Genomic DNA, 18,592 nt, shown 5'->3' on the forward strand with positions numbered 1-18,592 from the left:
GGAACTGGTTGTCAAAACAAGGAGTCACTTTGGCCAGCCGCAACGTCGGGCGTCGGCGCGCAGACCACCGGAGCAACCGGCGCCGGAAGCTGGAAATTCCCCAGGGCCACGGCCACGGTCATGGGCACGGTCACGGCGACCATGTGGTCGACACCTCAGTGGTGAACGACGATGCGATCGTCGCTCGCCGGGTCCGCATCGTGGTCGCCGCGGTGCTGATCCCGCTGCTCCTCGCCGCGGTCGTCGGCATGATCGTCATGTGGCCCAACGGCGACGTGAAGGTTGCGTCGTACCAGACCCAGACCGCCCGCGGCGAGGTCACGGCGATCAAACCGTGCCCGGCCCCGAAAGCCGGAACCCCGGCCCAGTGCGACCAGGCGACGGTCAAGCTCACCAGCGGCCCCGACAAGGGCAAGGTGATCCCGGTCGAGGTCCCGCCGGCCAATCAGACGTCGATCCCGGTCAAGGTCGGGCAGTCGATCATGCTCGGCGTGCAGGACGCGCCGACGGTCGCCGAGCGGTACTCGTACGTCGACCACGACCGCACCAACTCGCTGTTGGTGCTGGCCGCGATCTTTGCCGTGGCGGTCGTCGCGCTATCGCGCTGGCGAGGGTTCGCGGCATTGATCGCGCTTGCGGTGACGGCGGTCATGCTGACGCAGTTCATCCTCCCGGCGATCCTCCATGGCGAGAACGCGCTCCTGGTCGCGGTCGTCGGCGGCACGGTGATCATGGCGATCGCGTTGTTCCTCACGCACGGGATCAATGCCGAGAGTTCGATCGCATTGTCCGGGACAGTGGTCGCACTCGGGCTGACGGTCTTGCTCGGCTGGTTCTTCACCAAGTTCTGCCAGCTGAGCGGCCTGGCGTCCGAGGGCGCGTCGGGTGCCAAGTCCCTGGTGCCCGACATCGACCTCACCGGCCTGCTGGTCGCAGGCATGGTGATCGGCGCACTCGGCGTACTGGATGACGTGACGGTCACCCAAGCGGCGGCCGTCTGGGAGTTGTCGGCAGCGAACCCGACCGCCAACCGCCGCGAGCTCGTCGCCGCCGGCCTGCGCATCGGCCGCACCCACGTCGCCTCGGTGGTCAACACCCTCGTCCTCGCGTACGCCGGGGCAGCGTTGCCGGTGCTGCTGGTCTTCGCCATCCAGGACCTGCCCGGCCGGGCCGTCCTGTCCACCGAGTCGGTCGCGATGGAGATCGTCCGCGGTCTCGTCGGCAGCCTCGGCATCATCGCCGCCGTACCGCTGACCACCGCGCTCGCCGCGATGGCCGTCGCGGACCGCTCTCGCGAACTGGTTGCCGAACCCGAACACATCACCAACTGAAAATCAGCCCTTCCGCCCAGGCCGTCAGGCTCCTAGAGTGCTGATAGGTCACGGAGAGTCCGCCCGCAATTACCTTCGGTGGCCTAACGGGGTGAGGAGCGCTGATGAGATTCCGTCATCGGGATGGTTCGATCGTCCATCTGGGGTACTGCGCGACCGTGCATCCGGCCGGAGAGCTGGACGAGCTGATCGCCGGTCTCGACGACTGCGCCGGCCCGGTGCGGGCGGCCCTCGACGTACCTGTGCTCGGGGTCGGGCTGTGGCTCCCGCATCAGCTGGCCGATCGGCTCGCGAACTCGCCGGCTTCGCTCAGCAAGCTCCGCCGATCGCTGCAGCGCAATCGGCTCGAGGTCGTCACGCTGAACGGCACGCCGCACTCGCACTTCACCGACAAGATCGTCGGCACCAAGCTGTACTGCCCGGACTGGACCGACCCGGAGCGCCTTCGCTACACCCTCGACCTGGTCGACGTACTGGCCGAGCTGCTCCCCGCGGACGCGTCGTACGGCTCGATCTCGACCGTGCCGCTCGCCTGGCGCGTGCCGTGGTCGAAGGCGCGCAACCGTGCCGCGCGCGAAGCGTTCGACCGGGTAGAGCAGCACCTCGCCCGCACCGAGACGAGGACCGGCCGGACGATCCGGCTCGCCGTCGAGACCGAGCCCGGCTGCGTCCTCGAAATGGTCGGCCAGGCCGCTGCGTGGCTGGACCGCTACTCCAGTCCGTACGGCGGTACGTCGCGCATCGGGCTGGGATTGGATGCGTGCCATCTGGCCGTGCAGTTCGAGGAGCCGGCGGATGTGTTCCAGATGCTGTGGCGGGCGGGTGTCGATGTGGTCAAAGGGCAGTTGTCCGTTGCGCCGACGCTGGTGGACCCGTCTGATGCGGCGGCTCGGTACGTGCTCAGCCAGCTCGGCACGCCGAAGTACCTGCGTCAGGTGCGTGAGTGGGGCGGGCCGGGCGTGGATGACGTGGCGCAGGCGTATGAGCTGTCCGGGCACGCGGCCTGGCGGATGCATACGCACCTGCCGGCCCACAGTGCGGCGCCGGACGGGTTGAGCGTGACGACCGGCGTACTGGACGACTGTTTGACCAGACTGGTCGGTGGAGGCCATCCACTCACGCACCACCTCGAGTCCGAGGTGTACACGTGGCCGCGTGGTCGACACTCCTTGGTCAAACGGATCACCAAGGAGCTGGCGTGGCTACGCGGCCGCCTGACCGACCTGGGGCTGGACGAGGTCCACTGAGCTGAGCGTCTTGCCCACAGCGTTCTGCGACCAGATGAGACGCTGCACTCCGGTCGGCAGCTTCGCCAGCGATGCAGCGGCGAACGGCATCAGCCGCAGTGCCAGCGGGCTGCCCGGGATGATCGTGCCCATCAACTTCGGACCGATCCGCCGACTCTGGTCAACCAGCGGCCTGATGATCCGCTCGTAGCTCTTCAGCCCGGACGCCAGATCGTCGCGTGCCTTGGCCAGCTCGCCGGCGAGGACGTACGCCGTGATGACGGCCAGACTGGTCCCGCCGCCGACCGCTGGGCCGGGGCAATAGCCGGCGTCGCCGACCAGTCCGATGCGGCCGGTGCTCCACGTGTCCAGGGTGATCTGTGCGATCGAGTCGAAGTAGAAGTCCTCGGCCGACTCCAGGTGCTCCAGCAGCTGGGGCACCTTCCAGCCGTAGTTGCTGAACTCCCTTACCAGCAAGGCCTTCTGCTCGTCCTTGTCGCGGTAGTCGTAGTGCAGCTCGTGCGGCGTACGGAACAGGAAGCCGCTGCGGGTCTGGCCGGTCTGGTGCACGCCGTAGATGCCGACGAGCTTGTCGACCGACAGATGCGCGAGGGTGTGGTTGCCGACGTCGAAGATGTCCGGCATCGAGAAGACGGCGAGGTAACCACCGAGCCAGCGGCGCAGCGGTTCCTCCGGCCCGAACGCGAGGCGGCGTACGTTCGAGTGCAGGCCGTCGGCCCCGATGACCAGGTCGAACCGACGTTGTGTGCCGGAGTCGAAGGTGACGTCGACACCGCTGCCGTCGTCGTCCAGGCTCGCGATCGAATCGCCGAAGATGTACTCGGCCGAGTCGCGCGAGGCGTCGTACAGGATCCTGGTCAGCTCGCCGCGGAGGATCTCCACGTGGCTGCTCGAGATCCCGGCGTACATCCGGCTGAGGTCGACCTCGACAGGGCGCCGGCCGAACCGTTCCATCGTCATCGACTCGATCCGGGTGCGGGCCGCGTCGATCGCGTCCCAGCAGCCCATCCAGCGGGTCACCTCGGCGGCCGAGCTGAACAGGTCGACGGCGTGACCGCCGAGGCCGTGCCGCAGCTCGGGCGTGCGCTCGACGATCGTCGGCTCGAAACCGTAGCGGTGCAACCAGTGCGCGAGCACCGGACCGGCCACGCTGCCACCCGAGATCAGGACCTTCATCGCGAACCCCCTTTTGTTTACTTAACGGAAGGTAAGCAAACCCGCCCGGCGATGTCAATGGCTTACTTACCGGAAGGTCAGTTAATCTTCGGGGTATGCCGAGACAACGGACCGGGGACACCCGGGCGCGGATCCAGCAGGCCGCGCTGGACCTGTTCGCGGAGCAGGGCCTGCAGCAGACCAGCCTGCGCGATATCGCCGACCGGCTCGGGGTGACCAAGCCGGCGTTGTACTACCACTTCGCGTCCCGCGAGGATCTGCTGAACAGCCTGGTCGAGCCGTTGATCGCCGACTTCGAGGCGTACGCCGCCGCGCAGCAGGCCGCCGCGCCGATCGCGCCGCGCGAGCTCCTCGGCTCGTACTTCGACCTCGCCTACCGGCACCGCGCGCTGATCCAGCTCGCGATCCGCGACCTCTCGGTGCTGCACGAGCTCAAACTGGCCGAACGCTTCATCGAATGGCGTGGCGCGCTCGCGGAGCTGCTGATCGGCACGAACCCGTCGCTGTCGGATGTGGTGCGCTGCATGGTCGCACTGGGCGGCCTGTCGGACTGCGCGGTCATGCTCGACCACGATCCGGTGTCGGAGTTGCGTGAGGCCGCGGTCGAAGCGGCGTACGACAGCCTCGGCCGGCCTTGATCAGCCGTTTGCGATCCGCGACACGGCGAACAACAGAATGACGAGAATCGAGAACAGCCGCAGGAACTTCGGCCCGCCCGTCACCGCCGGCCACGACAGGAATGCCAGCCACCCCAGCAACAACGCCAGCAGCACCAGCGCCGGCACTCCGATCACCACCGGAGCGAACACTCCGGCCAGTGCGAGCACCAGGGTGATCCCCGGCAACGTCAACTTCGGCGCGGCGTGCAGCTTTGCCACATACGGATAACTGACCTTCGTGATCCGCTGCCGCAACGGACTGCTGGGGGTGCTCATACCTCTATTGTTCCAGGTCCTATGGTTGGGCCCGTGTTCGTGGTGATCAGGTTCCGGGTGGCGGAGTCCTCGCAGGCCGAGTTCGCGGAGCGGGTGAAGGCCGCGGTCGACGTGCTTTCGCAGCAGAAGGGGTTCGTCTCGGCCCGGGTCGGCCGGAACGTCGACGACCCTGAGTTGCTGGCGCTGGACCTGGAGTTCGTGAACGTCGGGAGTTACCGGCGGGCGTTGTCGCCGTACGACGTGAAAGTGGCCGCGGTGCCGCTGTTGTCGGAGGCGATCAACGAGCCGACGGCGTACGAGGACTGGCCCGGGGATTTGCTGACCTAGCACGGATTCGATGGCGGCCACCAAGGACCGATAGCCTGGACCTTTCCGTAGCTTCACCTGTGCCTGTTCTGGAGTCGAAAAGTGCCCGTGGAAACCGTCGATGCCGTCGTCAGCCTCAGCAAGCGGAGAGGCTTCGTGTATCCCTGCGGCGAGATCTACGGCGGTACCAAGTCGGCCTGGGACTACGGACCGCTCGGGGTCGAGCTGAAGAACAACGTCCGGACCCAGTGGTGGCGGACGATGGTGACCGGCCGCGACGACATCGTCGGCCTCGACTCCTCGGTGATCCTGCCGACCCAGGTCTGGGAGGCCTCCGGCCACCTGGCCGAGTTCGTCGACCCGCTGACCGAGTGCCAGTCCTGCCACAAGCGGTTCCGCGACGACCACCTCCGCGAGGACTTCGCCCGCCGGAAGAACAAGGGCGTCGACGACGTCAAGCTGGCCGAGATCGCCTGCCCGAACTGCGGTAACAAGGGCACGTTCACCGAGCCGCGGATGTTCAACGGCCTGCTGAAGACCTACCTCGGCCCGGTCGAGTCCGAGGAGGGCCTGCACTACCTCCGCCCGGAGACCGCGCAGGGCATCTTCATCAACTTCGCGAACGTGATGGGCACCGCCCGGAAGAAGCCGCCGTTCGGTATCGCCCAGGTCGGCAAGAGCTTCCGCAACGAGATCACGCCGGGCAACTTCATCTTCCGGACCCGCGAGTTCGAGCAGATGGAGATGGAGTTCTTCGTCGAGCCCGGCACCGACGAGGACTGGCACGAGTACTGGCTGAAGGCCCGCTGGGACTGGTACACCGGCCTCGGTCTGAACCCGGACAACATGCGGTTCTACGAGCACCCGAAGGAGAAGCTGAGCCACTACTCGAAGCGCACCGTCGACATCGAGTATCGGTTCAACTTCGGCGGCAAGGAGTTCGACGAGCTCGAGGGCATCGCGAACCGCACCGACTTCGACCTGTCCACACACTCCAAGCACTCCGGCGCCGACCTGTCGTACTTCGACCAGGAGAAGGGCGAGCGCTGGACGCCGTACGTGATCGAGCCCGCGGCCGGCCTCACCCGCAACGTGCTCGCGTTCCTGCTCGACGCGTACACCGAGGACGAGGCCCCGAACGCGAAGGGCGGGGTGGACAAGCGCACGGTACTGCGGTTCGACCCGCGGCTCGCGCCGGTCAAGGCCGCCGTACTCCCGCTGTCCCGCAACGCGGATCTGTCGCCGAAGGCGCGTGATCTCGCCGCCGAGCTGCGGAAGAGCTGGAACGTCGACTTCGACGACGCCGGCGCGATCGGGCGGCGGTACCGGCGACAGGACGAGATCGGTACGCCGTACTGCATCACCGTCGACTTCGACACGCTCGAGGACCAGGCCGTGACGATCCGGGAGCGCGACTCGATGAAGCAGGAGCGGGTCGCGTTGACCGAGGTCACCGGGTACCTCGCGCAGCACCTGGTGGGTTGCTGAGGATGAGGCTGTCGCGGGATCGGGTTCGCTTCGGGCTGGCCGTCTTCGGGTTGTCTGCGCTGGCGGTGTTCTTGTTGTCTGCTTGCTCGGACAGCAAGCCTTCGGCCGGGAGCTCGCCGTCCGCGTCTTCCTCCGCCAGCGCGCCGTCCAGCGCCCCGATCCCGACCGCTTCTACGCCTTCGCTGACCCCGCTGCCGACGCCGTCGAAGCCGTGGCCGACGCCGAAGGTGACAGGCGAGCCGGCCGACGACGCTCCGCTGGCGTCGCGGATCACCTTCGCGATCTCCAAGCAGGCGCAGATCGCGGCCGGCAAGGCAGCCACCACGACGGTGAAGTGCCCCGGCATCGACAAGGTCGAGACCGCGGGCCAGCACGAGCTCACGTGCACTGTCACGTACGCCGGGAAGTCGTACAGCGGCACGTTGACGGTCGACGCGAAGCAGTACTCGGCGTCGTACAAGTTCACGTCGGACTCGGTCGCGATCGTTCGCGCGAAGGTCGTCGACGCCGTGCAGCGGTCGGCCGCCGATGCCGCGAAGGTCACCTGCACGATGGATGATGTTGCCGTGGTCAAGCATTCCGACGCGGGGATCGCGTGCGACGTGACGACGACGGCGAACGCCGTACAGCCTTATAAAGCACAGGTTTCCGGCAACGGCCAGGTGCTGGTGGCGAAGGCCTGATGTTGCAGCTGGGCGGGCTCACGATCGACACGCCGGTGGTGCTGGCGCCGATGGCCGGGATCACCAACGCGGCGTACCGGCAGCTGTGCGCGGAGCAAGGTGCGGGGCTCTACGTCTGCGAGATGATCACGTCCCGCGGGATCGTCGAGGGTGACCAGAAGTCGTTGGACATGCTGACGTTCGCCGACTCCGAGACGGTGCGGTCGGTGCAGCTCTACGGCGTCGACCCGGTCTACATCGGGCGTGCTGTGCAGATCCTTTGTGATGCCTACGGTGTCGCGCACATCGATCTGAACTTCGGCTGCCCGGTCCCGAAGGTGACGCGTAAGGGCGGCGGTGCCGCACTGCCGTGGAAGCGGAACCTGCTCGGCGCGATCCTCCGCTCCGCGGTCCACGCGGCGACGCCGTACGGCATCCCTGTCACGATGAAGACGCGGATCGGGATCGACCACTCGCACCAGACGTACTTGGATGCCGGGCGGATCGCCGAGGAGTCGGGCGCGGCCGCGATCGGTCTGCACGGGCGTACGGCGGCACAGGCCTACTCCGGTCAGGCGGACTGGTCGACGATCGCCGCGCTGGTGGAGCACGTATCGATTCCCGTGCTGGGGAACGGCGACATCTGGGAAGCCGGTGACGCCCTCCGGATGGTCGCCGAGACAGGCTGCGCCGGGGTGATTGTCGGGCGCGGGTGTTTGGGGCGCCCGTGGTTGTTCCGGGATCTTGCTGTGGCGTTTGGTGGCGGCGAGGCGCTGAACCTGCCGACGCTCGGCGAAGTCGCCGTCGTGATGCGCCGCCACGCTGAGCTGCTGGCCGAGCTCATGGGCGAGCAGCGCGGGCTACGCGACTTCCGCAAGCACGTCCCCTGGTACCTGAAGGGTTTCCCCGCCGGCGGCGAACTCCGCGCCGCCCTGGGCATGGTCGACACCCTCACCCACCTGGACGAACTCCTAGCCCAACTAGACCCCATCGTCCCCTTCCCAGTAGCCGAACTAGGCGCCCCCCGAGGCCGCCAAGGCAGCCCCCGAGACCACGTCGTCCTACCCCAAGGCTGGCTAGACGACACCGACGGCCTGTCCACGGATCTAGCCGAAGCCGAGATCGGCGTCTCCGGCGGCTAACAGCTGAAGGACACCGGCCAAAGGACACCGCTTCGCGGCGACTGGTCGATTGGCCGCCTTCGGCGGCGCGGATCGTGCTCCGGCCGACCCATCTGGTGCAGATGATCGCCGGTTCGCCGGACCGCTCTCATCGGATGAGGACGAAGGCGATCGCCAGGGCGGATGTTGACTTCCCGCCCACCCACTCAAATGTGGTGAGGGACGGTGTGATTGCCGGCGTGTGGTTGCCCGCCCGCCCACCCAAATGAGGTGGGGGAGCACGTCGTGTCTGGCGTGAGGGTGGCTGCCCGGCTGCCCACCACCATGTGGTTGGGAGGATGCGGTGTCGTTCGAGTGAGCGTGGTTTCCTCCCGCGCTCGACCCTGGAACGCGCCAGGACTGTTGCCTCCGAGCCGCCGGCCAGTGGGGCTAACGCATCGACGCCTGCCAGGATCTAGATGCTGAGGGCAACTACCTGTCGACTGGTCAGCTCATGCCGACCGTCTGGTGGTCGGGTTCTACGACGATGACGACCCGCTCGTGGTCGGGGGGGTACTTGATGTCTATGTACTTCGCGACCAGCTGGTCGATGATCGCCCATGCCTCGTCGCCCTCGATCCACTCGACGGCCCGGCCGCGGATGGCGATCGGTTCGAAGGGGTTGTCGGCGGGGACGATCGAGAGAGCTAGGCGGGGATCGCGGCGTAGGTTGCGGGCTTTCTGCATGCCGGGGCCGGTGAAGAAGACGATGTGGTTGCCTCGGGTGCCGGCGTACACCGGGGTGCTGTGGGGGGAGCCGTCGGGGAGGGTTGTTGCTAGGTGGGCGAAGGCGGGGCCGGCTAGGACGCGGCGGATGGTGGGGTCGAGCATGGGTGAGGCCTTTCAGCGTGGGTTGGTGGTGCGCCAGGTGATGTAGTGGGCGACGGCTTCGGGGAAGGTGAAGGTGGGGGTGAAGCCGGTCTCCGTTGTCAGGCGGGTGATGTCTAGGTGTGGACTGGTTTCGCCGCCGGGCTCGACGGAGAGCTGGTCGGCGGCGTCGGCGTACGTGAAGGGGGTGCCGCTGGAGACGTTGTAGGTGGTGTGGTTGAGGACCTCGGCATTGACCAGGGACGCGATCGCGCGGCCCATGTCCGGCGCGTAGCACCAGTCGCCGCCGGTGTCGGCGGGTAGGGGAGTGGGGGTCTCGCCGCGGAGTACGGCGCTGACGTACGGCGGGATCGGGCTGAAGATCGACTCCGGGTCCATCAGCGGGCCCCAGGTCGAGCCGATGCGGAGCACGATCGGGTGGATGCCGGTTCCGGCGAGGCTGTGGGTCGTCACGGGCTCGACGGCCTTCTTGAAGGCGACGATCAGGTGCGGGAGGTCGGCGGTCGGGAGCGGGAGGCCTTCGTGCCAAGGGCTTTCGTCCTGCCCGATGTACACCCCGATGCTGCTGGCGACCGCAAACCGCCGTACGCCCCACGTCCGCGCCGCATCCAGCGCGTTGAGCAACCCGACGGTGTCGTGGCGGAAGTACGCGACCGGATCCTCGGCAGGAATGCTCCCCGCGAGATGCACGATGTCGCTGATCGCGTACCGATCGCCGAGCTCGAGGAAGGCGGACCGGTCGGTGACGTCGAGCTGCTCGACGACGACCTTGCCGTCCAGGAACGAAGGGGCATCGGTACGCCGGTGGGACGTGATGACGACCTCGTGCCCGAGGTCGAGGAGGGCGCGGGCGGTGTGGGCGCCGATCATGCCGAGCCCACCGGTGACGAGAATCATGCCCGCGACGCTAAGACCGCGAAGACGTCCACTGCTTGAACGAATCCCGCACGATCCCTTGACCCGACCCCCGAAATCAGGGGACGTTAGACGGCATTGGATTTACGAATCACTTCCGAACCTGGTTCGTTGAAGGAGTGTCGTGGGCATCGTGATCGGCGTCGTCAGGCACGCGACCCACCACGAGTTGTACCACGAAGCGGCCCGCACGCTCGGCGGTGTCGACCTCGAGTGGGTCAGCTACGACCACGAGGACGAGATCCGGGACAAGGTCGCCGAGTTCCTCAGCACGACGCGACTCGACGGCTTCCTCGCCGGACCGGTCCCGTACGCCGCGAGCCGCGAACTGCTGCCGCCCGGGCTCCCGGTCGGCGTGATCCGTTCGTCGGCGCTCGATCTGACGCTCGCGCTGTACCGCGCCCAAGAACGCGGTTGGGGTCCGACACCGGTCAGCATCGACACGTTCCCGGCCGAAGCGGTCGAAGCGGTGGCGAGTGCACTGGACCTCGACCAGGACCAGATCGATTGTTTGCCCTACGCACCGACCCAGACCGTGGACGAGATCGTCGACTTCCACCGTTCGGTATACCAAAAGTTCGGCGACCGCAGCTACGTGATCAGCGGCCGCGCCGCGGTCCGCGAGCAGCTGGACGGGCAGCTCCGGATCATGAGCGGTATGCCGGTGCCGGCCACGATTCGCACCGAGCTGCACGAGCTCGCGCTCAGGATCGAATCCGAGCGTGCCAGCGCCCAGCGGTTCGCCGCCGGTGTCTTCCTCATCGACCGATCGGCGGACGTCGAACGCGCCCGGATCGGGCTGATGAACCACCTGCTCAACACCCCGGAATTCGCCGGCGCCTGGATCGAGAACCGCGGGCGCCGCGGTGTCGTCGTCTTCGCCCACAAGGCGTTGTTCGAGCGCATCACCCGCAACTGGGTCGCCGTACCCGCGCTGGCCGAGGCCGCCGCAGCGCTCGGCGCACAGATCTCCGCCGGCTTCGGCGTCGGCGTGTCCGCGCGCAACTGCGTCCTCCTCGCCGAGCAAGCCGCCGCGCGTGCCGAGCTATCCGAAGAACCCTGTGCGTACCTCTTCGAGGACAGCGGCGTCGTCATCGGCCCGATGGGCCCGGCCGGCGAAGCGCTCCGGTTCTCGTACCGCGAGCACGGTGAAGAGGTCGAACAACTGGCGAAGTACGTCGGTCTGAGCGCGACCACCGTGTCACGGCTGGCCGCGCTGGACCACGAACTCCAAGGCCGCACGCTCTCGCCCGGAGAGCTTGCCGGTCATCTCGGCATCACGGATCAGAGCGGACGCCGTCTCGTCCGCACCCTCGACGCAGGCGGCCTGGTGAGCGTCGAGGGCACCGCCCAGCACCACCCCAAAGGACGCCCGACGCGTCTCTACCGACTGCGCATCGTCCAAGCGCTGGAGAACCGAGAGGAACGCTCTTGAGAGACCCCGAGAATACGACCGTCGAGGTCGAGCTGCCCGACGACTTCGACGACTTCTGGGCGACCGGTCTGGCGGACTGTGCGTCGTACCCGCTGGACCCCGTCCTCACCGAGATGCCGACGCTCTCGACCGACAAGGTGATCGTCTACGACCTGCGCTATACCAGCTACGGCGGTCTGCGGATCGCCGGCTGGTATACCATCCCGCGCGATCATCCGGCGCCGCTGCCGGCTCTGGTCACGATCCCCGGCTACATCTCCGAGCCGACGATCCCGAAGGAATGGTCCGAGCTCGGGTACGCCGCACTCGCCGTCGCGCCGCGCGGCAAGCTCAGGTCGAACGAGACGTTCAACCCGGGCTACCCGGGACTGCTGACCCACAACATCGTCGACCCCAACACCTACGGCTATCGCGGGTTCTATCTGGACGTAGTCCGCGCAGTCGAGGTGTTGCTGGATCGTCCCGACGTCGACAACGGGAGGATCGGGCTGCAGGGATCGAGCCAGGGCGGTGGGCTCGGAATCTCCACAGCCGCGCTGATGCCCGACGTGATCCGCTGCGTGGCGGCGGGAGCGCCGTACCTCTGCGGCATCATGACCGCGCCGACGCTGACCCGCTCGTACCCGTACGAGGAGATCAACGAGTACCTGCGGATCCACCCGAAGGACGTCGACCGCGTACGCGAGACGGTCGCGTACTACGACGGCCTGAACTTCGCGCCGAAGGTCCAAGCGCCAACTCTCCTGTACGTCGGCCTCGAGGACGACGTCTGCCCGCCGGAGACCGGGTTCGCACTCCACCGCGCGCTGACCTGCGAGACCACGCTGCGGACCTATCCACACTGCGCGCACCACGCCGGCCTGCCGGACGTGATGCGGGTCGTCGAGGACTTCCTCGCCGAGCACCTCACCCCGGGACGGTGAACGAATGAACTTCGACAGCTATTGGTCCGCCGTCGACGACGAGCTGGCGGCGATCCCAGGCCGGCCCGTCCTCGATGTCGTACCGGCGCGGACGACCGACGAAGCCACGTTCTACACGCTGCGGATCACCAGCACCGGCCCGTACCGCGTGTACGGCAACCTCAGCATCCCGGCCGGCGACGGACCGTTCCCCGCACTCCTCATCACCCCGCGCTACGGCAGCGTCAACAACATCCCGCACCCGAACGACCGCAGCCGGTACGTCGTACTCAGCCTCATGCACCGCGGGCAGCGGCTCGCCGACGAGGGGTTCGCGGCGGCGTACCCAGGTCTGCTGACGATGGGCATCGACGACTCCGCGACGTACATCTACCGCGGCATCGCCGCCGACTGCCTACGGGCGGCCGAGTTCCTGCACGGACTGGCCGAAGTGGATCCGGAGAAGGTCGCGGTCACCGGCGACGATCTGGCGATGCTGACGGCTGCACGGCGCCCCGGCTTCAGCTCGATTCGCGTGACGGATCTCTTGTTCTACAGGGCGATGGAGGCACGCCTCAGGTCATCCCTCTACCCGCTGGAGGAGTTGAACGATCATCTCCGCACAGGCTCCTCAGCCGAGACCCTCGCCACCACACTGTCGTACTTCGATCCGGCGCGCCACGCGCCCGCGATCAGCTGTCGGACGTTGTTTGCCATCGACAACGAAGAATGGTGCGAGTCGCTGATCTCTGCCACCCGAGATGCCGAGGTCTACCACGTGACTCACAGAGACGGCACCGACAACGACTTTCTCGACGCCTGGCTCGCGGAGCGATCCGGAGTACCTGCCATGTCAAAGTTCATCGCATGAGCACCCCGCTCGGCGTCCGCCAGGTCATCAACGCCAACGCCACGGTCACGTTCCTCGGCGGCTCGCTGATGCCGCCGCCTGTTATCCAGGCGATGGCCGACGCCGCCACCCGCTTCGTCGACCTCCCCGAGTTGCAGGTGCGCGCGGGTGAGCGTCTCGCCGAACTGACCCACAACGAATCCGCCTACGTCACGTCCGGCGCCGCGGCAGCCATCACCCTCGCGATCGCGTCGTGCATCACCACCGAATCGCAAGCGTTCCCGACCGACGCCGAGGTCGTGATGTTCGCGAGCCAACGTAACGGCTACGACTACTCGGCCCGCTTCCTCGGCGTCCACATCGTCGAGATCGGCCCGTCCGTCGAGGAGCTACAAGCAGCACTCGTACGACGGCCCGCCTGCATGCTCTGGATGGCTGGCGCGCACTACGCGGCCGGCGCTCTCCCGATCGAGGAGGTAGTCCGGGTCGCGCAGGACGCCCCCGCTACGCCAGTGATCGTCGACGCCGCGGCTCAGATCCCGCCGGTCTCGTCGCTGTGGCGGTTCACCCGGGACATCGGCGCCGACGCGGTGATCGTCAGCGGCGGCAAGGGCCTGCGCGGGCCGCAGGCGAGCGGCCTTGTGCTGGGGAAGGCCTGGCTGATCGACCGGATCCGCGCGCACTCGTCGCCCAACCACGAGATCGGCCGCGGGATGAAGGTCGGCAAGGAGGAGCTCCTCGGCCTGCTCGCCGCGGTCGAGTGGACCCTTGAGCAGGACGAGGACGCGATGCTGGCGTCGTACGAGCGGATGGTCGACGACTGGATCGCCGGCTTGCAGGCGGTCCCCGGCCTGGTGGTCGAGCGCGGGTACCCGAGCGAGGCGGGCCAACCGCACAGCCGAGCGGTGCTCAGACTCCCCGGCACCCGCGACGAGGTGATCAAGAAACTCTGGGACGGCAACCCTCGAATCGCCGTCGGAACCTTCGGCCTCTCCGACGACGCGATCGCCCTCAACCCGCAGACGCTCCAACCCGGCGAGGACAAAGTGGTTCTCGAAGCCCTCATCACCCTTCTAAGCTCTGGGGATGGCGAGCAAGCCGGATGAGACGCGGGACGGCGTAGACCTGACCAACTTGGATCAGCCGTTGTTCGACGGGGCGGAGGCGACCAAGCGGGATCTGGTCGACTACCTGGACGCGGTGCACGAGCGGATCCTCCCGGAGCTGCGGGAGCGGCCGTTGTCGGTGATCCGGATCCGTCCGGGGCAGCCGAAGTTCATGCAGAAGAACGTTCCGAAGTACACGCCGGACTGGGTGAAGACCGTGCAGGTGTGGGCCGAGGCGTCGAAGCGCGAGGTGTCGTACGCGCTGTGCGACGACCGGCGGACGCTGCTGTGGTTCGCCAACCAGCGTGCCGTCGAGTACCACCCGACACTGATGCGGGCCGGTGCCTGGGACCACGTCACGCATCTCGTCCTCGACCTCGACCCGCCGGAGGGTGAGACATTCACGATGGCGGTCCAGGCGGCCTTGCTCGTACGCCAGGCGCTGACGGACTCCGGCCTGTCCGGCGCGGTCAAGACGAGCGGCGCGAAGGGTGTGCACGTGATCGTGCCGATCGTCGACACGGTGTCGATCGAGGACGCGGCGGCCGCAACCAGGGCGATCGCGGCGCGGGCGGAGAAGATCGATCCGGCGGTCGCGACCACGGCGTACATCAAGGACGATCGGCACGGGAAGGTGTTCGTCGACTCGACCCGTTCCGGCGGCGCGACGATCGTGGCCGCGTACAGCCCAAGGGTCCGGCCTGGTACGACGGTCTCGTACCCGGTGGGCTGGGACGACCTGGAGAGCGTCACCCCGCGCGACTTCACCGTCCGGAACGCGGTCCAGCTGCTGGGCGACCGCGACCCGTGGGCCGACGAGCTCCCGGCGCCGCAAGACCTCCCCGAGGACCTCCTGGAGGAAGGCCGCGCGATCCCGATCGCCCGAGTCGTCGCCATGCACGAAGGCAAACGCCGCAAACGCGCCCGCGAAGCCGCCGGCGAGGAATCCTAGACCTCGGTAGCCGTCTTCACACTGAGCGCTTCCTGCCGTACGTCGGGATGCGGATGCTTGCGCAACTCGGCCAGCAACTCGCGCCACACCGGAGCCCAACCGGTCCGGTGACCCGCCTCGGCGATCAGCGAACCGGCCAGCAATCCCGCCGCCAGCGTCTCGCCGCGAAGCAGGGCGCGGGCCGGCTCCTCAAGCAGCTCCGGTGTCCAACGCGAGGTGAGCACGCCCAGCCGCCCGCCGAGCCGGGACGACGCGTAGTGCGCCGCCAGCGGACGCCTTTCAACGGCCTCGACGAGAGCGCCGAGATCGGCCTGCAGGTTGTGCCAGTCGAGTGAATCGACGAGCAGATCCAACCGCAGCTGCAGCAGCTCCGGGCTGTCGAGTTCCGCGGCGACCGTCCTGAGGATCTGCCGGTCCGGCTTCGCATAGAACGTCTGGGTCAGGCGCTGCACCAGCACCTCGAGCCGCTGCCTCGCGGGATGATCGCGGTCGGGCGTCGCATCGGGCCGGCGTGGGTCGGCCTCGAGCCGGACCAAGAGACGGGCGGCCCGGACGAGCTCGTCGCCTACCAGCTCGGGGTCGATTGCGACCAGGGCTGTCGTCGCGTCGTTCCACACCATCGCTGTCGACAGATCCGTGATGAAGTCCACGCAGATCGGCGCCACCGCGGGATTCCACCGCGCCCACCGCGGCAACGACCGCACCGCACTCCGCACCACCTCAGGCTCAGGCCGGTTCGTCACCGCGACCAGCAGATCGGCATACCGAGCGCGGTACTTCGCCGCCATCCCGTACGCCGGCCGCTGCGTCAGAACCGTCGCCGTAGCCGCGCTGTCATGCACGGCCTGCTGCAGCAACGCCCAACTCGCCGGCTCATGCAGCAGGTACTGCGAAGCCGCACTGGCAATCGCAGCCTTCACGTCGCGATGCGCCGAGGCCCACGCGTCCGCAAGAACGGCACTCGCACCAGGAGCGCGGAGCTTGCCCAGCAACCGCGCCGCCTCCTTGCGGGACGTGATCTTCACGCCCTCGCCGACCAGCACCGGATGCAACAACCCCGGCAACCGACTCGGCCGCACGAACATCGCCGCCCGGGTCGCCGCATACATCGCGACCCGGGCGCGGTCGTCACCCGCGTGCGCGAGCAAAACCGGCAACGCCTCCTGCGGCGAATCCGTCCACGCCAACGCCCCGAGCGCAGCCTCCTGCAGCAGCACGGATTCATCCGTCAGGAACGGCTCGAGCGTTGCCCGCCCCGCGCTCGGCACATGCCCCAGCATCGACACCGCGTTCGCACGAGCCCAGTCCGGCATCCGCTCGTCAGCGGCCGCGCCGGCCACGAGTTCGGCGTACCGCGCCTGTTGGCGGGGGAGCCAGCGGCGGATCGCGCGGTCCGAGACGTTCCAGGCCGGATGGTCCCGCTCGAACCGGCGGATCCGATCGGGATGCGCGAGTACGTCGTCCAGCAGATCGGTCCGTACTTCGGTCACCGCCTGCCAGACCGGATCCCAGCGCGCCATCCCGACATCGCGTCTGATGATCCGCTCGACCCGCTCGCCGCGCGTCGCGGACGGCCACAACCACAGCTCGGTCGCCTCGCCGACGGTGTACTCCTGGTTCGACCAGACCGCCTGTTCGAGCGCGGCCTGCAGGTGCTCGTTCGACCAGCCGCGATCGTCGAACGCTCGCGAGATCGCGAACGGCAGCCGGAACTCCTTCCGCGCCACCCCGTCGTCGACGTACTTCCGCAGTACGTCGTAGACAGCCGTCTCCTGGCCGCGCGGCAGCCCTTCGATCAGCCCGTACAGCGGGATCGAGCCCTGGTTCTCCGTCATCCGCCCGTGCGCCTTCAACCCCCACTCCAGCAGGACCGGATCGTTGCGTCGGGCACCTTCCTGGACGGCGGTGGTCGCGAGCGTGCTGAGCGCTCGTTGGGTGCCCCAACTGGTGTCGCGCGCCTCCAATGCGCTCGTCAGCAAACTCTCGAGCGAGGCTGTCAGAGCGCCGCTCAGCATCGACGGCGGAAGGTTGCTGAGGGCACGCAGGACGGTCTGCCGAACGGTGTCGCGATCGTTGCGGGCTCGCGTCACCCAGGCGACCGCAGCCTCGACGGCGGCCGGCTCCCGCGAGTGGCCGGCCGACGCTACGACTAGCTGGTATACCAAAGCGCGATCGTCTGCGTCCGGCTGCGTGATCTCCGGCTCGAGCAGCGCGAACGCTTCGTCGTACGGCAGGAACGCGGTGGTGTGCCAGCGCGAGTGGTTGCCCTCAGCAATCGTCGGCAGGGCGAGCATCCGCCGGGCCTGCTCGAAGCGCACGGAACGGGGGAGGACGGCGAGCAGGTCCTCGCCGAGCACGTGCTGGCCGAGGTCGACCGTGCTGGTGATGCCGTTGAAGACCGTCGCGCGGCGGGACGGCGGCAGGTCGCCGAGCAGCTCGGTCAGGTTCGGCCAGAGCAGTCGACCGAGCGCGATCAGTTCGTCGTCGGAGTAGCGGTAGAGCCGTCGGCGTACCGCGGGAGTCAGAGCAGCCCACCTCGGCCGCTCGGGCGTCAGCAGGATCTGCAGAACCGCTTCCGGATCCAACCGGCCGAGGATCGAGGTGATTGCTGGAGGCAACTGATCCGGCAGGAGTGCCGATGTCAGCAGCTCGGTGACCTGGGCGCGATCGTGCTCGAGCGCCCCGACCACGCCGTACGCCGTGCCTTGCCACCACTCGTCCCGATCCGGGCCGGACGGCAGCGTGCTGTGCGCGTAGGCGAGGACGACCTTCGGGTGCCGTGATCCGAGCCGCTCCCACTCGCCCGGACCGAGGATGTAGGCGAGCTCGGGCAGCAGCCGCTCGACGGTCTCGCCGTCCGTGCTGGAGAGCAGACTCGCGGCGGCCTGGTCGCCCCAGCGCTCGCGGTGGTCGTCGATCAGCCGGGAGGCGAGCGCGGATCGGCGGGTCTTCCGGATCACGTGCAGGAGCTTCGTGCGCAATACGGCGGGTGCGTCGTCGTACAGGATCCGCAGGTCGTCGTCCGAGACCGCGACACCCTTCCCGACCGCCGCGAGCGCGCGATGCTGCACCGCCGGCGTCGGGTCGTTGAGTAGCCGGGTCACATAGGCGACGTCACCCGTGACCTGCGCAATCGTGACACCAAGAGTCCGCTCGTACGGCGTTCCCCGCCCAAGCTCATCGAGCAGCTCGGCGGTCCCGCCCAACCGGCGGCCTTCGAGCGCCACATGCCGCAGCCGGTCGCCGTACGAAAGCTGGTCGATCGCCTGCAGCAGGTCCGTGGCTCGCATAACCCCATC

General features: G+C 67.9%; 17 protein-coding genes. 12 read left to right on the forward strand and 5 right to left on the reverse strand.

Going from position 1 to position 18,592, the window contains the following annotated elements; all coding sequences use genetic code 11:
- Positions 1 to 29 precede the first annotated feature (29 nt).
- Complete coding sequence (locus FDA38_RS10700) at positions 30 to 1,331, forward strand: YibE/F family protein (protein ID WP_137253854.1); 1,302 nt, start codon at positions 30 to 32, stop codon at positions 1,329 to 1,331.
- A 104-nt stretch (positions 1,332 to 1,435) separates the two neighbouring features.
- The gene (gene eboE, locus FDA38_RS10705) at positions 1,436 to 2,578 is read left to right on the forward strand and encodes a metabolite traffic protein EboE (RefSeq protein WP_137253855.1); all 1,143 of its coding nucleotides are present in this window, start codon (positions 1,436 to 1,438) and stop codon (positions 2,576 to 2,578) included.
- Here eboE and FDA38_RS10710 read toward each other — a convergent pair.
- Entirely contained in the window at positions 2,534 to 3,754 is a 1,221-nt protein-coding gene (locus tag FDA38_RS10710) for an FAD-dependent monooxygenase (protein WP_137253856.1), read from the reverse strand. The two genes, eboE and FDA38_RS10710, sit on opposite strands and share 45 nt — an antisense overlap.
- Positions 3,755 to 3,849: 95 nt before the next feature.
- Here FDA38_RS10710 and FDA38_RS10715 point away from each other — a divergent pair, with 95 nt between their 5' ends.
- Positions 3,850 to 4,392, forward strand: coding sequence for a TetR/AcrR family transcriptional regulator (locus FDA38_RS10715; protein WP_137253857.1), 543 nt, complete (start codon positions 3,850 to 3,852; stop codon positions 4,390 to 4,392).
- Here FDA38_RS10715 and FDA38_RS10720 read toward each other — a convergent pair whose 3' ends face one another.
- On the reverse strand, positions 4,393 to 4,689 hold the full coding sequence (locus FDA38_RS10720) for a DUF6703 family protein (RefSeq protein ID WP_137253858.1): 297 nt from the start codon (positions 4,687 to 4,689) through the stop codon (positions 4,393 to 4,395). It lies immediately after the preceding gene.
- Positions 4,690 to 4,722: 33 nt separating this feature from the next.
- Here FDA38_RS10720 and FDA38_RS10725 point away from each other — a divergent pair, with 33 nt between their 5' ends.
- The 4 genes from FDA38_RS10725 (at position 4,723) to dusB (ending at position 8,287) form a co-directional block, all read left to right on the forward strand.
- The gene (locus FDA38_RS10725) at positions 4,723 to 5,016 is read left to right on the forward strand and encodes an antibiotic biosynthesis monooxygenase family protein (RefSeq protein ID WP_202877616.1); all 294 of its coding nucleotides are present in this window, start codon (positions 4,723 to 4,725) and stop codon (positions 5,014 to 5,016) included.
- Positions 5,017 to 5,097: 81 nt separating this feature from the next.
- Positions 5,098 to 6,483 carry a glycine--tRNA ligase gene (locus FDA38_RS10730; RefSeq protein WP_137253860.1) on the forward strand — a complete coding sequence of 462 codons (1,386 nt, stop codon included), beginning with the start codon at positions 5,098 to 5,100 and terminating at the stop codon, positions 6,481 to 6,483.
- A gap of 2 nt (positions 6,484 to 6,485) precedes the next feature.
- Positions 6,486 to 7,166 carry a hypothetical protein gene (locus FDA38_RS10735; protein WP_137253861.1) on the forward strand — a complete coding sequence of 227 codons (681 nt, stop codon included), beginning with the start codon at positions 6,486 to 6,488 and terminating at the stop codon, positions 7,164 to 7,166.
- On the forward strand, positions 7,166 to 8,287 hold the full coding sequence (gene dusB, locus FDA38_RS10740; protein WP_137253862.1) for a tRNA dihydrouridine synthase DusB: 1,122 nt from the start codon (positions 7,166 to 7,168) through the stop codon (positions 8,285 to 8,287). Before FDA38_RS10735 ends, dusB begins: the two co-directional genes overlap by 1 nt.
- A gap of 465 nt (positions 8,288 to 8,752) precedes the next feature.
- Here the strand turns inward: dusB and FDA38_RS10745 are convergent, their stop codons facing one another.
- The gene (locus FDA38_RS10745) at positions 8,753 to 9,136 is read right to left on the reverse strand and encodes a PPOX class F420-dependent oxidoreductase (protein WP_137253863.1); all 384 of its coding nucleotides are present in this window, start codon (positions 9,134 to 9,136) and stop codon (positions 8,753 to 8,755) included.
- A 12-nt stretch (positions 9,137 to 9,148) separates the two neighbouring features.
- Entirely contained in the window at positions 9,149 to 10,030 is an 882-nt protein-coding gene (locus FDA38_RS10750; RefSeq protein WP_137253864.1) for an NAD-dependent epimerase/dehydratase family protein, read from the reverse strand.
- Positions 10,031 to 10,172: 142 nt separating this feature from the next.
- Between FDA38_RS10750 and FDA38_RS10755 the strand changes: the two genes are divergently transcribed.
- The 5 genes from FDA38_RS10755 to ligD are packed head-to-tail and all read left to right on the forward strand — an operon-like array spanning position 10,173 to position 15,293.
- Positions 10,173 to 11,483: a hypothetical protein gene (locus FDA38_RS10755; RefSeq protein WP_202877617.1), complete on the forward strand. Its 1,311-nt coding sequence runs from the start codon at positions 10,173 to 10,175 to the stop codon at positions 11,481 to 11,483.
- On the forward strand, positions 11,480 to 12,406 hold the full coding sequence (locus FDA38_RS10760) for an acetylxylan esterase (protein WP_137253865.1): 927 nt from the start codon (positions 11,480 to 11,482) through the stop codon (positions 12,404 to 12,406). Before FDA38_RS10755 ends, FDA38_RS10760 begins: the two co-directional genes overlap by 4 nt.
- Positions 12,407 to 12,410: 4 nt before the next feature.
- Positions 12,411 to 13,256, forward strand: coding sequence for an acetylxylan esterase (locus FDA38_RS10765; RefSeq protein WP_137253866.1), 846 nt, complete (start codon positions 12,411 to 12,413; stop codon positions 13,254 to 13,256).
- Positions 13,253 to 14,341, forward strand: a complete 1,089-nt coding sequence (locus FDA38_RS10770) for a hypothetical protein (RefSeq protein ID WP_137253867.1) — start codon at positions 13,253 to 13,255, stop codon at positions 14,339 to 14,341. The genes FDA38_RS10765 and FDA38_RS10770 overlap by 4 nt, the downstream gene beginning before the upstream one ends.
- The gene (ligD, locus tag FDA38_RS10775; protein ID WP_137253868.1) at positions 14,322 to 15,293 is read left to right on the forward strand and encodes a non-homologous end-joining DNA ligase; all 972 of its coding nucleotides are present in this window, start codon (positions 14,322 to 14,324) and stop codon (positions 15,291 to 15,293) included. The genes FDA38_RS10770 and ligD overlap by 20 nt, the downstream gene beginning before the upstream one ends.
- Here ligD and FDA38_RS10780 read toward each other — a convergent pair.
- Entirely contained in the window at positions 15,290 to 18,583 is a 3,294-nt protein-coding gene (locus tag FDA38_RS10780) for a HEAT repeat domain-containing protein (protein ID WP_137253869.1), read from the reverse strand. The two genes, ligD and FDA38_RS10780, sit on opposite strands and share 4 nt — an antisense overlap.
- Positions 18,584 to 18,592 lie beyond the last annotated feature (9 nt).

Origin of the sequence: Kribbella jiaozuonensis (assembly GCF_005233875.1) — a bacterium.
Lineage (GTDB): Bacteria > Actinomycetota > Actinomycetes > Propionibacteriales > Kribbellaceae > Kribbella > Kribbella jiaozuonensis.

Bases quoted from the DNA above. Each gene is read 5' to 3' on its own strand.
- eboE (WP_137253855.1), top strand. From the start codon at position 1,436: ATGAGATTCCGTCATCGGGATGGTTCGATCGTCCATCTGGGGTACTGC.
- FDA38_RS10710 (WP_137253856.1), bottom strand. From the start codon at position 3,754: ATGAAGGTCCTGATCTCGGGTGGCAGCGTGGCCGGTCCGGTGCTCGCG.
- FDA38_RS10715 (WP_137253857.1), top strand. From the start codon at position 3,850: ATGCCGAGACAACGGACCGGGGACACCCGGGCGCGGATCCAGCAGGCC.
- FDA38_RS10720 (WP_137253858.1), bottom strand. From the start codon at position 4,689: ATGAGCACCCCCAGCAGTCCGTTGCGGCAGCGGATCACGAAGGTCAGT.
- FDA38_RS10735 (WP_137253861.1), top strand. From the start codon at position 6,486: ATGAGGCTGTCGCGGGATCGGGTTCGCTTCGGGCTGGCCGTCTTCGGG.
- dusB (WP_137253862.1), top strand. From the start codon at position 7,166: ATGTTGCAGCTGGGCGGGCTCACGATCGACACGCCGGTGGTGCTGGCG.
- FDA38_RS10745 (WP_137253863.1), bottom strand. From the start codon at position 9,136: ATGCTCGACCCCACCATCCGCCGCGTCCTAGCCGGCCCCGCCTTCGCC.
- FDA38_RS10750 (WP_137253864.1), bottom strand. From the start codon at position 10,030: ATGATTCTCGTCACCGGTGGGCTCGGCATGATCGGCGCCCACACCGCC.
- FDA38_RS10765 (WP_137253866.1), top strand. From the start codon at position 12,411: ATGAACTTCGACAGCTATTGGTCCGCCGTCGACGACGAGCTGGCGGCG.
- FDA38_RS10770 (WP_137253867.1), top strand. From the start codon at position 13,253: ATGAGCACCCCGCTCGGCGTCCGCCAGGTCATCAACGCCAACGCCACG.
- ligD (WP_137253868.1), top strand. From the start codon at position 14,322: ATGGCGAGCAAGCCGGATGAGACGCGGGACGGCGTAGACCTGACCAAC.
- FDA38_RS10780 (WP_137253869.1), bottom strand. From the start codon at position 18,583: ATGCGAGCCACGGACCTGCTGCAGGCGATCGACCAGCTTTCGTACGGC.